Source organism: Candidatus Pseudomonas auctus (assembly GCF_048654275.1).
In the GTDB taxonomy this organism is placed as follows: domain Bacteria; phylum Pseudomonadota; class Gammaproteobacteria; order Pseudomonadales; family Pseudomonadaceae; genus Aquipseudomonas; species Aquipseudomonas pharyngis.
The window spans coordinates 1-12603 of the sequence record NZ_JBJYZK010000004.1 but is presented as its reverse complement, the minus strand read 5'-3'; the positions used below and the strand labels follow the sequence as shown (position 1 = coordinate 12603).

13 protein-coding genes and 1 pseudogene are annotated in these 12603 nt (G+C 60.7%); 5 read left to right on the top strand and 9 right to left on the bottom strand.

Annotated elements, in window-relative coordinates:
- Positions 1-4: 4 nt before the first annotated feature.
- From ACKUG4_RS09105 to ACKUG4_RS09085, 5 genes are all read right to left on the bottom strand, one after another.
- Complete coding sequence (locus tag ACKUG4_RS09105) at positions 5-541, bottom strand: C40 family peptidase (RefSeq protein WP_445433855.1); 537 nt, start codon at positions 539-541, stop codon at positions 5-7.
- Positions 542-760: 219 nt separating this feature from the next.
- The gene (locus ACKUG4_RS09100; RefSeq protein WP_039769810.1) at positions 761-1381 is read right to left on the bottom strand and encodes a C40 family peptidase; all 621 of its coding nucleotides are present in this window, start codon (positions 1379-1381) and stop codon (positions 761-763) included.
- Positions 1382-1595: 214 nt separating this feature from the next.
- A complete protein-coding gene (gene hda, locus ACKUG4_RS09095) occupies positions 1596-2300 on the bottom strand; it encodes a DnaA regulatory inactivator Hda (protein ID WP_007950396.1) in 705 nt (234 codons plus the stop codon).
- Between the two features lie 209 nt (positions 2301-2509).
- Positions 2510-3583, bottom strand: coding sequence for an AI-2E family transporter (locus ACKUG4_RS09090; RefSeq protein ID WP_039769808.1), 1074 nt, complete (start codon positions 3581-3583; stop codon positions 2510-2512).
- Positions 3584-3618: 35 nt separating this feature from the next.
- Positions 3619-4677, bottom strand: coding sequence for a DUF2066 domain-containing protein (locus ACKUG4_RS09085; RefSeq protein ID WP_445433854.1), 1059 nt, complete (start codon positions 4675-4677; stop codon positions 3619-3621).
- 375 nt (positions 4678-5052) lie between these two features.
- On the opposite strand from ACKUG4_RS09085, the gene purM reads away from it, so the two are divergent.
- From purM to ACKUG4_RS09070, 3 genes are read left to right on the top strand one after another with little or no spacing between them, the layout of a single operon-like run.
- Positions 5053-6111, top strand: a complete 1059-nt coding sequence (purM, locus tag ACKUG4_RS09080; RefSeq protein ID WP_011333132.1) for a phosphoribosylformylglycinamidine cyclo-ligase — start codon at positions 5053-5055, stop codon at positions 6109-6111.
- The gene (gene purN, locus ACKUG4_RS09075) at positions 6111-6761 is read left to right on the top strand and encodes a phosphoribosylglycinamide formyltransferase (RefSeq protein WP_085611491.1); all 651 of its coding nucleotides are present in this window, start codon (positions 6111-6113) and stop codon (positions 6759-6761) included. Before purM ends, purN begins: the two co-directional genes overlap by 1 nt.
- A gap of 8 nt (positions 6762-6769) precedes the next feature.
- On the top strand, positions 6770-7483 hold the full coding sequence (locus tag ACKUG4_RS09070) for a DUF3108 domain-containing protein (RefSeq protein WP_007950391.1): 714 nt from the start codon (positions 6770-6772) through the stop codon (positions 7481-7483).
- 53 nt (positions 7484-7536) lie between these two features.
- Here ACKUG4_RS09070 and ACKUG4_RS09065 read toward each other — a convergent pair whose 3' ends face one another.
- The 3 genes and pseudogenes from ACKUG4_RS09065 to ACKUG4_RS09055 all read right to left on the bottom strand — a co-directional run bounded on the left by ACKUG4_RS09065 (position 7537) and on the right by ACKUG4_RS09055 (position 10349).
- Entirely contained in the window at positions 7537-8580 is a 1044-nt protein-coding gene (locus ACKUG4_RS09065; RefSeq protein WP_445434027.1) for a methyl-accepting chemotaxis protein, read from the bottom strand.
- A 54-nt stretch (positions 8581-8634) separates the two neighbouring features.
- Positions 8635-9162, bottom strand: a pseudogene (locus ACKUG4_RS09060) (MCP four helix bundle domain-containing protein); the annotation flags it as partial.
- A gap of 131 nt (positions 9163-9293) precedes the next feature.
- Positions 9294-10349, bottom strand: a complete 1056-nt coding sequence (locus ACKUG4_RS09055; RefSeq protein WP_445433853.1) for an amidohydrolase family protein — start codon at positions 10347-10349, stop codon at positions 9294-9296.
- Between the two features lie 129 nt (positions 10350-10478).
- Between ACKUG4_RS09055 and ACKUG4_RS09050 the strand changes: the two genes are divergently transcribed.
- The gene (locus ACKUG4_RS09050; RefSeq protein ID WP_007959010.1) at positions 10479-10895 is read left to right on the top strand and encodes an OsmC family protein; all 417 of its coding nucleotides are present in this window, start codon (positions 10479-10481) and stop codon (positions 10893-10895) included.
- Between the two features lie 61 nt (positions 10896-10956).
- Positions 10957-11823: a pirin family protein gene (locus ACKUG4_RS09045; RefSeq protein ID WP_064594499.1), complete on the top strand. Its 867-nt coding sequence runs from the start codon at positions 10957-10959 to the stop codon at positions 11821-11823.
- Positions 11824-11892: 69 nt separating this feature from the next.
- Here the strand turns inward: ACKUG4_RS09045 and ACKUG4_RS09040 are convergent.
- Positions 11893-12603, bottom strand: a 711-nt coding sequence (locus tag ACKUG4_RS09040; RefSeq protein WP_445433852.1) for an integrase core domain-containing protein, incomplete at its 5' end; no start/stop codon positions are given.

Sequence of the window (12603 nt, the reverse complement as noted above, 5' to 3'; positions counted from 1 at the left end):
TGGGTTACGGGTTATGCGCCAGATGCTCTGGCTGCAAAACGCGCTTGGCGCTCAGATAGGCTTTCTGCCAATACGCCTTCGACAGGCTGTCCAGCTTAACCGTGCCGCCGGTGGCCGGCGCATGAACGAAGCGCCCTTCCCCGACGTAGATCCCCGCATGGCTGACCTGTGAGCCGCCATTGGTGGCGAAGAAGATCAGGTCGCCGGTCTGCAGCCCTTCCTTGCCGACATTCGGCGCCTGCATGACGATCATCTCGCGGGTCGAACGCGGCAGGCTGATGCCGGCGGCATCGCGGTAGACGAAACCGATCAGACCGCTGCAATCGAAGCCCGAATCCGGCGTATTGCCGCCCCACCGATAAGGCGTGCCGACCAGCCCGAGCGCGCGGAACAGCACGTCTTCGGCAGCGGGGGAAAAGGCCTGGGAGGATCCGAATACGATCGGAGCGCGAACCACCGACGCAGGCGGCGGAGTGCGGCTGGCGCAGGCGCTGAGCAGCGCGGCGAAGAACATCAAGGCAAAGCGGGCCGACATCGTCATATGCAGAACATCCTGATCTGGCTGCGGCTTTGACTGCCGATTCGATAGAAAACAAAACCGCCTGCGTTGGGACGCAGGCGGTTTGCCATCAATATAGATCAGGATTCTAGCGGCTACGCGGCAAACTTCAAGTAAGACTTTAACTTCACCTTGTAAAGTTTAGGTCTATTGCCTCTGAAGGGCCGCTTTGTCGCCACGAGCGTGGCGACAAATGCGTGATTACTTGCGAGCGGTAACCACGGTTGGAGCGTTCGCCAAAGCGCGTTTGGCTTCGATAAAGGTCTTGCTCCAGTAGCTGTCGCCCAGGCTGTCGATGCGAACACCGCCGCTGCGACGAGAGCTGGAATGGATGAACTGGTTGTCGCCCAGGTAGATCCCGGCGTGACTGACACGACCGCGACGACCATTGGTGGCGAAGAACAGCAGGTCGCCCGGCTCGAGGTTGCTGCGCGAAACCAGCGGCGCATCCACGTTGATCATTTCGCGAGTGGAGCGTGGCAGGTTCATGCCGGCCTCTTCGCGGAACAGATAGCCGATGAAACCACTGCAATCGAAACCGGCTTCAGAGGTACCACCGAAACGGTAACGGGTACCGATCAGGGACATGCCGCGTTCGAGGATGCTGTCGGCCAGAACCGGAAGCTGGTAAGGCTTCTTGCCGTTGAAGTCGGCGAGTTCTTTTTCGGTGTCCAGCTCTTCCTGGTAAATAACGGAGGACTGGGCGGTGGCAGAATTTTTAACCTGTTGTTGCTGCTCTTGATTAACAGGTGAATGAGCAGCGCAACCGAACAACAGGGTGACGAGTGCGAGAGGCACGAGGGGTGCGAAGCGCTTTAGCATGGGCACGACCGTGGCTGATAGTTGTAAAGAAGCCGAGACTATGCCCGCTATCAGCCTCATTTGCAAATTCAATCGATCTTTTTGTGACTTCCCGGTTTCTCGTTTACATCTAAGCGCTTAAGCCTATTTGAATCGAGACGCGGCCTGTGCACCCCACAGGAAAGCGGGTTTTCTGGCGCCTGAAATATGCCGAAATCGGCTGAAAGCCCCGGTTTTACCAGCCCAAGGTTTCTTTCAGGAAGGGAATGGTCAGCTTGCGCTGAGCCTGCAAAGAGGCCTGATCGAGCTGCTCCAGCAGATCGAAAAGCGCGCTCATGCTGCGGGTACCGCGAGTCAAAATAAAATGCCCGACTTCATCGGTCAGGTGCAGACCGCGACGGGATGCGCGCAATTGCAGGGCACGCAATTTGTCTTCATCGGAGAGAGGACGCATCTGGAAGATCAGCGCCAGGGTCAGGCGCGATTTCAGGTCAGCCAGTTTGATCGGCAGTTCACGTGGCGAAGTGGACGCCGCGATCAGCAGACGCCGACCGCTGTCACGCAGACGGTTGAACAGATGAAACATCGCCTCTTCCCAGTCCGCCTTGCCGGCAATCACCTGCAAGTCATCCAGGCAGACCAGTTCGTACTGTTCGAGGTTGTCGAGAATTTCGATGCCGCGATCCATCAACTCGGCCAGCGGCAGGTACACCGCCGGTTCACCCATCTGTTCGAAGCGCAGGCACGCGGCCTGCAACAGATGCGTCCGCCCTACCCCGTGCTTGCCCCACAGATAGATCAGGCTTTCGGTCCAGCCGGCGTCGGCTTCGCATAGACGCTCGACATAGCCGAGTGCAGCGGCATTGGCGCCTGGGTAGTAGTTGATGAAGGTGGCGTCGTCACGCAGACGCACACCTAGGGGCAGCTGAATCGGTTTCATGCTGACTGAACAGTTCCCAAGGAACCGTTAGTGGCCTCTGTGTAAAGTGAGCGAAGTTTATACCCGTGAAGCGGAGCGCACAATGCGACAGACCCCAAGCAAAATCAAAGGTTTGCGTTAACGTGCTGGTTTTATGACAGTTTCTTTGGCGCCATGGCCTGCAGGAGACGGGCCAACCCGGCAATCCACCGGGCAGCCCGCGCATCACATTACAACTCCGGCTCATCCACCCCGCTATAGATGTCGGAATCCTTGTACAGATCGTGGACGTGTCGCACCAGCACCATGATCACCGCCGCCACCGGCAATGCCAGCAGCACACCGGTGAAGCCGAACAGCTCGCCACCGGCCAGAATCGCGAAAATCACCGCCACCGGGTGCAGACCGATCCGGTCCCCCACCAGCAAAGGCGTCAGCACCATGCCTTCCAGTGCCTGACCAACCATGAACACCGCCACGATCCCGATCATCGGATACAGATCGCCACCGAACTGGAACAACCCGGCAATCAGCGCCGCGCCGATGCCGATCACAAATCCCATGTACGGCACAATCGCCGCCAACCCCGCGATCAGACCGATCAACAGGCCCAGCTCCAGCCCGACAATCATCAGACCGGCCGCATAGATCACGCCCAGCGCCAGCATCACCAGCAACTGCCCGCGCACGAACGCGCCCAGCACTTCATGGCACTCACCCGCCAGCGCCACCACACGCTCTTCGCGATCACGGGGCAACAGGCCACGGATCTTTGCCATCATCACGTCCCAGTCACGCAGCAGGTAAAAGCTCACCACCGGGATCAGCACCAGATTCGCCAGCCAGCCGATCAGTGCCAGGCTCGAGGCCGTCGCCTGACTCAGCACCACACCGACGATATCCGTGGTCTGGCCCATGTGTTCGCTGATCGCGGCTTTGACCTTGTCGAACTTCCAGAAGCCGTCCGACAGCCCCAGCTTGGATTGCGCCCATGGCACGGCAGTGTGCTGCAACCAGTCGAGCATTTGCGGCGCCAGTTCATACAGCCGTACTAATTGCTTGGCGAGCATCGGCACCAGCACCAGCAACAACGCGGTGACGATCAGGGTGAACAAGGCGAACACCGCGATCACACCCCAAGTGCGAGACAGCCCCAGGCGCTCAAGACGATCGACGAGCGGATCGAACAGATAGGCGAGCAGCAGCGCCACCAGAAACGGCGTAAGGATCGGATGCAGCAACCAGACAAACGCGCAAAGCAGGAGCACCCCACCGAGCCAGAACCAACGCCGCGTATCGGCCATGTAACACTCCATTGCTTATATATAAGAAAGAAAACCTACCAGCGGAACCGCAAAGACGGCGCCACCGGTGCAGGCGTCGGCGCAACGACTGGTGGCGCCCCGGCGACCGCAGGCTGAGGTGCAGCGACCGGAGCCGGCGCCTCGGCCGGCAATTCCTGCAACTTCGCCAGCGACAACTGCGCCCGCAACTGATCGGCACTGCCGTTGACCCGATACAGGATGCGATCGGCATCGACACTCTGCAGACGCACGCCAAACGGTTCGAGTAACCGCAGCAGCGCCGCGTAGTGCTCCAGATTCATGCCCTGGACTTCCAGGGTCTGCTGGCCGGACGCGCCCGGCTTGGCCACAAAGCGTGGCGCCAGCCGTTCAGTCACCGCCAGCATCACCGCATCGGCCACGGCGGCCTGATCCGCGCCCTGCACGTTGCCCGCCTCTTTTTTGTCGCCCAGCCACAATTGCCATTTGGCCTGCCATTGCCCACCGTCTTCGCGGGCATGCACGGCGAGCAAGGCGTCAGCGTTGTAGCGCTCGGAAGCGTTACGCAGCGGCGCCGGGTCGGCACCTTCAAGCGCAGGCGCGGTTGCGACCAATTGCTCGCTCAAGTCCGCCAAAGGCAGGCGCAACGGCAATCCACGGTGCTGGGCGGCGCGGCGCAACGGTGTGGCACTGGCCTGACCGTCACCCACCAGGCTCGAACCCTCGGTCGAATCGTTCAGCCACCAACTCAGGATCGAGGGCCGGTTGGCGCCCCACAGCGCCAGCCCGGCGCGGCGCAACGCCTGCTCGGTGGTCCCCGGATCGAAATCGACTTTCAGCACTTCCGGCGGCCCGGCATCGAAACCGAACTGACTGATGATCTGCTGCGGATCCTTGCGAACCGGCGCCAGTCCCGGGTTCTGCGGGGCTTTCGGGTCGCCGGTCAGGCGCAGCACCAGCGTATCCAGCGCAGCCTGGGTCGCGCGATCGCGCTCCTCTGGCGACTGGCCAGTGACCGGTTCGCGCACCTGATAAAGACCTTTGAGATTTTCCGCCTGGCTCGCCAGGCTGATCAGAGACAAACCACCCACTAACAGCAATTTACACAAACGCATGGAGAATTCCCGTCGACAAGAGCGGCTGGAACAGGCCGCGTGTACCGTTGTGGCAAGCCTGTGACCACAGGCCGTCGCAAAACATTCACACGCGGTCGGTAAGTTTTTGCACAGTCCTAACGATAGACGGTTCCTTATACAGGCACCCGTGATGTCGCCCACAGCGTCAATTGCAAAATTTTTCCACCGATATGCCCCTGCCCGTCGGCGTGAGGATGGCCGCTGCCCCTCAAGCCTGATAAAATCGCGCGCCTTCGCAGACCGGCAACAGCCGGGCACTCCGAACTTCGCGTGAGGCAATCGCCCCTGTCGGATTCGGCGCTCCCGCTGAACTCGGTCGTTACCCCTGAATCCCCTCCCCTAAAGGCCTGGATCATGAGCAAGCAACCCTCCCTGAGCTACAAGGACGCCGGTGTAGACATCGACGCCGGTGAAGCATTGGTCGAACGCATCAAGAGCGTCGCCAAGCGCACTGCGCGCCCGGAAGTCATGGGCGGCCTGGGCGGTTTCGGCGCCCTCTGCGAGATCCCGGCCGGTTACAAGCAGCCGGTACTGGTTTCCGGTACTGACGGCGTCGGCACCAAACTGCGCCTGGCGCTGAACCTGAACAAGCACGACAGCATCGGCCAGGACCTGGTCGCCATGTGCGTCAACGATCTGGTGGTGTGCGGCGCCGAGCCGCTGTTCTTCCTCGACTACTACGCCACCGGCAAGCTGAACGTCGACGTGGCCGCCACCGTGGTTACCGGTATCGGTGCAGGCTGCGAACTGGCTGGCTGCTCGCTAGTCGGCGGCGAAACCGCTGAAATGCCTGGCATGTACGAAGGCGAAGACTACGACTTGGCCGGTTTCTGCGTCGGCGTCGTGGAAAAAGCCGAAATCATCGACGGCTCGAAAGTCGCCACCGGTGACGCCCTGATCGCCCTGCCATCGTCCGGCCCGCACTCCAACGGCTACTCGCTGATCCGCAAGATCATCGAAGTGTCCGGTGCCGACATCGAAACCGTGCAGCTCGACGGCAAGCCGCTGACCGAACTGCTGATGGCCCCGACCCGCATCTACGTGAAGCCGCTGCTCAAGCTGATCAAGGACACCGGCGCGGTCAAGGCCATGGCCCACATCACCGGTGGCGGCCTGCTGGACAACATCCCGCGCGTTCTGCCAAAAGGCGCTCAAGCCGTGGTTGACGTGGCCAGCTGGAACCGCCCGGCCGTCTTCGACTGGCTGCAAGAGAAAGGCAACGTCGACGAAACCGAAATGCACCGCGTGCTGAACTGCGGCGTGGGCATGGTCATCTGCGTGGCTCAGGAGCACGTTGAAGTTGCCCTGAACACCCTGCGTGACGCCGGCGAGCAGCCTTGGGTCATCGGTCAGATCGCTGCCGCTGCCGAAGGCGCGGCTCAGGTCGAACTGAAGAACCTCAAGGCTCACTGATGCCAAACACCTGTGATGTCGTGGTGCTGCTGTCCGGCACCGGCAGTAACTTGCAGGCCCTGATCGACAGCACGCGGACCGGCGACAGCCCGGTCCGCATCGCTGCGGTGATTTCCAACCGCGCCGACGCCTACGGCTTGCAACGCGCCAGTGACGCGGGTATCGCCACCCGCTCGCTGGATCACAAGGGATTCGAGGGCCGCGAGGCCTTCGATACCGCCCTGATCGAACTGATCGACGAATTCAACCCCAAACTCGTGGTACTGGCCGGCTTCATGCGCATTCTCAGCGCTGACTTCGTCCGTCACTACCAGGGTCGCCTGCTCAACATCCACCCGTCGCTGCTACCCAAATACAAAGGGTTACACACTCATCAGCGCGCGCTGGAGGCTGGCGACGCCGAACACGGCTGCTCCGTGCACTTCGTCACCGAGGAACTCGATGGCGGACCACTGGTCGTACAGGCAGTAATCCCGGTAGAGTTGCACGATTCGCCGCAAAGTCTGGCGCAGCGGGTTCATGCTCAGGAACACCTGATCTACCCGATGGCCGTACGCTGGTTCGCCGAAGGACGGCTGAGCCTCGGCGAGCAAGGTGCTTTACTGGATGGCCAGCCACTGCCGGCCAGCGGTCACTTGATTCGAAACTAGGAGATATTATGCGTCGCGCCCTGCTCTTCGCTTGCGCTCTGCTCGCCCTGCCCTTCGCGCAGGCGGCAGACCTTCAACCGTTCTCCGCCAGCTACACCGCCGACTGGAAACAGCTGCCCATGAGCGGCACCGCCGAGCGCAGCCTGACCAAACAGGCCAACGGCGTCTGGAAGCTCAGCTTCAAGGCCTCGATGATGATTGCCAGCCTGTCCGAGGAAAGCACCCTGACCCTGGACAAGGACACCCTGCTGCCACAGTCCTACCACTTCGAACGCGGTGGTCTGGGCAAGGCGAAAAAGGCTGACCTGGACTTCGACTGGGCCAACAAGCTGGTGACCGGCACCGACCGCGGCGACGCGGTGAAAATCCCGCTCAACCGTGGCATGGTCGACAAATCCACCTATCAACTGGCGCTGCAGCATGACGTGGCCGCCGGCAAGAAAAGCATGAGCTATCAGGTAGTCGATGATGGCGAAGTCGATACCTACGACTTCCGCGTGCTGGGTTCGGAGAAGGTAGAAACCAAGGCCGGTCAGATCGATGCGATCAAGGTCGAGCGTGTCCGCGATCCGACACAAAGCAAGCGCATCACCGTCCTGTGGTTCGCCAAGGACTGGGATTACCTGCTGGTTCGCCTGCAACAGGTCGAAACCGACGGCAAGGAGTACAACATCATGCTCCTCGACGGTACGGTCAACGGCAAGACAGTCAAAGGCAGCTGATTCAACAAAAAGCCCCGCAAACGCGGGGCTTTTTTTCGCCTGTCGAACGCTGATCAGACCGAGAACCTGGCGACCATGCTGTTCAGGTCCACCGCCAGCCGCGACAGCTCCTGACTCGCAGCGCTGGTCTGATTGGCCCCGGCAGACGTCTGCATCGCCAGGTCACGGATGTTCATCAGATTGCGGTCAACCTCCCGCGCCACGGCCGCCTGCTCTTCCGACGCACTGGCGATCACCAGGTTGCGCTCGTTGATCAAGGTAAACGCCGAAGCGATTTCCTCCAGCGCAATGCCGGCGGCCTTCGCCAGCTCCAGGGTCGAGCGCGCCCGGACGTTGCTCTGCTGCATCGAGCTGACCGCCGAATCGGTGCCCTGCTGGATGCCGCCGATCATCTGCTCGATCTCCTGCGTCGACTGCTGAGTGCGATGGGCCAGCGCCCGCACTTCGTCCGCCACCACCGCAAAACCCCGTCCGGCATCTCCCGCCCGTGCGGCCTCGATCGCCGCGTTCAACGCCAGCAGATTGGTCTGTTCGGCAATCGAGCGGATCACGTCCAGCACTTTGCTGATGCTGTAGACCTTCTGCGCCAGATCCTCCACCTGCGTGGCATTGGCGGTGACATCGTCCGCCAGCAGCTCGATGGACGACACGGTCTGCTGCACCTGCTCGCGGCCATGCTGGGCAATACGATCAGACTCACGGGACGCCTCGGAAGTCGCGACGGCATTGCTCGCCACCTCCTCCACCGCCGCCGTCATCTGGTTGACCGCCGTAGCCGCCTGTTCGATTTCCAGACTCTGCTGATGCAGCCCCCGCGTCGCGTCTTCGGTGACGCAGCTCAACTCTTCCGAGGCCGAGGCCAACTGACTGGAGGACTCCGAGATCCGGCGGATAGTGTCACGCAGGTTGTGCTGCATGCTCTTGAGCGCGTGCAGCAGCCGCGCCGGTTCGTCCTTGCCGGAAATGCTGATATCCCCGGTCAGATCGCCTCCTGCCACCACTTCCGCGACATTGAGCGATTGCGACAGCGGCAGCACGATGCTGCGGGTCAGCAATAACGCCAGCGCGATGGTAATCAGCGCAGTGATGCCGATCATCACCCCGACCCACACCCGCGAGTTGGTGAACACCAGCCGTGCGGCCTCTGTGGCGAGGTTGGCGTTGTGCTTGTTCAATTCGACCAACTCACGCAGGGTCACTGCAATTTCATCCGCCAGCGGGCTCATCTGTCCATTGAGAATGGCGGCCGCCTCTTCCACTCGTCCCTGAGCAGACAACGTCATCACCTGTGCCTGAAGCTCCAGGTACTTGTGTTCAGCGACCTTGAAGCGGTCGAACAGCGCGCGCTCTGCGGGCAACGCGATCAGGCTGTCGTAACGCTGCTGGGCTTCACTCAGCACACCGCGCAAATCATTGAGCTTGGCCACGTTCTGCTCCAGCGCCTGCGGATCGCGATTGAGCAACAGGCGCATGGTCAGCGCGCGCAGGCGCAGCATGTCCTGGCTCATCTCGCCCACCGCCATCACGCTGGGCAGCCAGTTGTTGTCGACCTCGTCGGATTGCGCACGCATGTTCGACATCTGCAACAGGGCGAACGCCCCAAGGGCAAACACCATCAGCGCCAGCACGCCAAAACCCAGCCCGGCCCGGGGCGCAATATTGAGACTACGGATACTCATTGCTCTGGTTCCTTCCAAAAGCGCTGCATCAACCCTGCAGCTGGTTGCTCTAGAAGGTATCGGCCCTTTTAAAAAATGCGTAAGACCAAAACGCGATATCAAAAGGCCTTGATCCTACGAACCCCTCGGCATTAACGATTCAGCGCGGGTTTGCCGGACTTGAGCGCTGTTCGCGGCAATATCGCCAGGAAGTTGTCCCGTGCGACTTTTTTCGCGACCGTCTCGGGCAAGGCATCAAGAAACGGCTTGAAGCCGTGGATTTCCTTACCGAGTTTGTTGAATCGCCCGACCACGTCCGAACCGATCATGAAGCGATCCGGATAGCGCTCCACCAGTTGCACCCACTCCGTTCGCGGCTGACCCTTTTCGTCCAGCAGATAAGGCGTAAGCAAGCTCCACGACAGATCGATGAACAGGTTCGGGTAATCCTCCAGCATTCGCGTGAGGGTCGGCAGCAGAAAATCCAGCTGCGTCTGATGACGGTGGATTTCGGCGCTGGTGCCGGCATGCGCCCAGATGAACCGGGTGTGCGGATGATTACGCAGCGGCTCTTCGATTTCCTTCAGGTACAGCGGATTCTTCTCACGCTTGGAGGTGATATTGGAATGCAGCATCACCGGCAGATCGTTTTCAGCGGCCAGGTGATAGATGCGGGTCATGGCTTCGTTGTTGGCGCGTGGCGTGTCGCCTGAGGTGAGTGCGGTGAGATCGTCGTGACGGGTGAAGACCTCGCCGATGCCCTGCCACAAGCCGGGATACAGATCGAGCATGCGCTGGATGTGCGCGGCGGAGTTCTTGTCGTTGGGGTTGAAGCCTGAAAGAAACGGGTGAAAGTACTGGCGTTGCTCCGGCGTCAGCTTCTGCACCGCGTCGGCGACGATCACGTCAGTCGCGCTGTACCAATAGGCATCGGCGTCATCGCCGGCGTAGTAACGCGGGCGCTTTGGCTCGTCTTCGTGCCATTTCTTCGCCACGGGAATGCCGGAAATCATCACGTGCTCGATGGAGTTCTCCTTCATGGCCGTCAGCAATTTCGGCATGCCGGCGGTTTCCTGGAAAAAATCCACGTAATGCAAGTGCGCGTCACTGTAGGTGTATTCCCGGGCACTGGCGGCGCCGGTGAAAACCATCAGGCAGGCAAGGCTCAAACGAAACACGGACACAAGCATTCTCCGGCAGACAGGCATAGCCTAGACCCTCGCCGGGCAACGAGGGTTCACCCGGCAAGAAAGTGGAACGCGCCTGTGTGGGAAATGCTCTATACCTGCAAGGTCTTTTTTGATCGAATCCCTTTTCCTACAGCTTGCGAGGTTCACATGACCGTTACCGTCAATACCGTGTCCGCCGAAGGTTTTCGCCACACCGTTCAGATCGATGAGCATGAGCTGTTTGCAGACGTCCCGACGACTGCTGGCGGCGAAGGCTCGGCTCCGGAGCCGCACGATTACTTCGACGCCGCCCTCGGTGCCTGCAAGGCCCTGACCCTGAAGCTGTACGCGAAGAAAAAGGACATCCCGCTGACCGGCGTCGGCGTTGAGGTCAAACGCGACAACAGCCAGGAACAGAAAGGCAAATACGCCCTGCACGTGACCCTCACCCTCAAGGGCGTGCTCACCGATGCCCAGCGCGAAGAACTGCTGCGCGTCGCCGATCGCTGCCCGATCCACAAGCTGATGACCACCAGCGAAGTCACCATCGAAACCCACGCGCCAGTCGGCTTCGACAGCCAGTAATCACCTCGATGACACCGGCGGGTTATGCTCCACGCATCACCCGCTCAGCCTGGAATGGACCATGGACACCCAACCCCTGATCATCCGCCCGCGCGCCGAAGACGTCGAAGGCCAGCCGATCCTGCGCCCGCTGCCGTCAGCCAAATGCCGCAGCGTCGGGCCTTTTGTGTTTTTCGACCACATGCTCGAAACGGTTTATCCGGCGGGCAAAGGCATGAACATCCGACAGCATCCGCACATCGGTCTGTCGACCCTCACGTATTTGTTCGAAGGACAGATCCAGCACAAGGACAGCCTGGGTTCGGATCAGGTGGTCAGCGCCGGCGATGTCAGCTGGATGACGGCTGGTACGGCGATCGCGCACGTCGAGCGCACGCCCGAACCGCTGTGGGAGCAAAGCTTCAAGATGCACGGCCTGCAAATCTGGCTCGCCTCGCCCAAGGATCACGAACAAGGCCCGGGGCATTACAGCCACCACCCGGCCGCGACCTTGCCGGTCAGCGACAACCTCGGCGTGCAGATCCGCATGATTGCCGGGTCAGGCTTTTGCCTGGAATCACCGGTGCCGGTGCTTTCTCCTACGCTGTATGCCGAACTGAAGATGCAAACCGCGACCACGTTGCTGATCCCGACCGAACATGAAGAGCGGGCGCTGTATGTGTTGAGTGGTGATGTGCAGCTGAATGGCGAGACGGTGGAACCCCATGCGCTGGCGGTATTGCCGGCCGGGGAAGAGATGAGTCTGTTCGCCGAGAGCGACAGCCACGCGGTGTTGTTCGGTGGTGCGCCACTGGATGGGCCACGGCGAATCAACTGGAATTTTGTCGCGAGCGATCCGGCGGCGATCGATGAGGCGCGACGCAAGTGGGCGGCCGGGGACTGGCCGACGGTGCCCGGGGAAGTCGAGCGGATTGAACTGCCGCGTTAAACCGCCGGCCCTCACTGTAGAGACCGGTACATCCTTTACACATTAGACCGGGGACATCGTTTACACCTTTTACAGGCTTGATACGCGGTTGGCACCGCGCTCAAGCCTGCCTAAACAGAAGTTGCAAAGGTACAGCTCCCACACGTCATCAGCCACTTCCTTCAGCGCGATGTCCTCGCCGATCAGCGCCTCGCCCAAAAACATTCGTTGCCCCTTCCACTTGAACTCGCCGTTCGAGCGAACCTTGCGTACCTCAACCTCAGGGCCATATTCGACCGCGGGCAAGTAGCCCGGATACGGGCGCAACGAAGGTCTGTAGACGGAAGCCGGCGGTTTCATGCCCAGTGCGGTGTGTGGTCGATCATGGTTGAAGTCCTGAACGAACTCTTCAAAGGCCAGCTGTTGGCGTACGAGATTTTCCGCCGGTGTTCGCAGTACCGCTGCTTTGAGGGTGCGGTGCATCCGTTCGTGTCGACCGTTCTGGTCAGGACGCCCTGGTGTGATTGTCTCGATATGGATGCCATGCCTGATGAACCAGACGGACAGCTTCGACAGCCGCGACAAACCGGTCGATGCGAAAGGCGCCCCGTTATCTGTGCGGATTACGTCCGGCAATCCAAACTCCCGGAAAGCCCACTCGAATCCCTGTCGCGTCGGCTCGCTGTGCGTGCCGGGCAGCGCCCGGCAGAGCAGCAGATAGCGACTCATCTGATCGGTAATGGTCAGCGGATAGCACCAATTGCCGTCCTGCATCCTGAACTGCCCTTTGAAGTCGGCACA

What these genes read in the sequence shown, in the direction of transcription:
- ACKUG4_RS09105 (WP_445433855.1), bottom strand. Translation starts at nt 541, where the DNA reads ATGACGATGTCGGCCCGCTTTGCCTTGATGTTCTTCGCCGCGCTGCTC.
- ACKUG4_RS09100 (WP_039769810.1), bottom strand. Translation starts at nt 1,381, where the DNA reads ATGCTAAAGCGCTTCGCACCCCTCGTGCCTCTCGCACTCGTCACCCTG.
- hda (WP_007950396.1), bottom strand. Translation starts at nt 2,300, where the DNA reads ATGAAACCGATTCAGCTGCCCCTAGGTGTGCGTCTGCGTGACGACGCC.
- ACKUG4_RS09090 (WP_039769808.1), bottom strand. Translation starts at nt 3,583, where the DNA reads ATGGCCGATACGCGGCGTTGGTTCTGGCTCGGTGGGGTGCTCCTGCTT.
- ACKUG4_RS09085 (WP_445433854.1), bottom strand. Translation starts at nt 4,677, where the DNA reads ATGCGTTTGTGTAAATTGCTGTTAGTGGGTGGTTTGTCTCTGATCAGC.
- purM (WP_011333132.1), top strand. Translation starts at nt 5,053, where the DNA reads ATGAGCAAGCAACCCTCCCTGAGCTACAAGGACGCCGGTGTAGACATC.
- purN (WP_085611491.1), top strand. Translation starts at nt 6,111, where the DNA reads ATGCCAAACACCTGTGATGTCGTGGTGCTGCTGTCCGGCACCGGCAGT.
- ACKUG4_RS09070 (WP_007950391.1), top strand. Translation starts at nt 6,770, where the DNA reads ATGCGTCGCGCCCTGCTCTTCGCTTGCGCTCTGCTCGCCCTGCCCTTC.
- ACKUG4_RS09065 (WP_445434027.1), bottom strand. Translation starts at nt 8,580, where the DNA reads ATGATCGGCATCACTGCGCTGATTACCATCGCGCTGGCGTTATTGCTG.
- ACKUG4_RS09055 (WP_445433853.1), bottom strand. Translation starts at nt 10,349, where the DNA reads ATGCCTGTCTGCCGGAGAATGCTTGTGTCCGTGTTTCGTTTGAGCCTT.
- ACKUG4_RS09050 (WP_007959010.1), top strand. Translation starts at nt 10,479, where the DNA reads ATGACCGTTACCGTCAATACCGTGTCCGCCGAAGGTTTTCGCCACACC.
- ACKUG4_RS09045 (WP_064594499.1), top strand. Translation starts at nt 10,957, where the DNA reads ATGGACACCCAACCCCTGATCATCCGCCCGCGCGCCGAAGACGTCGAA.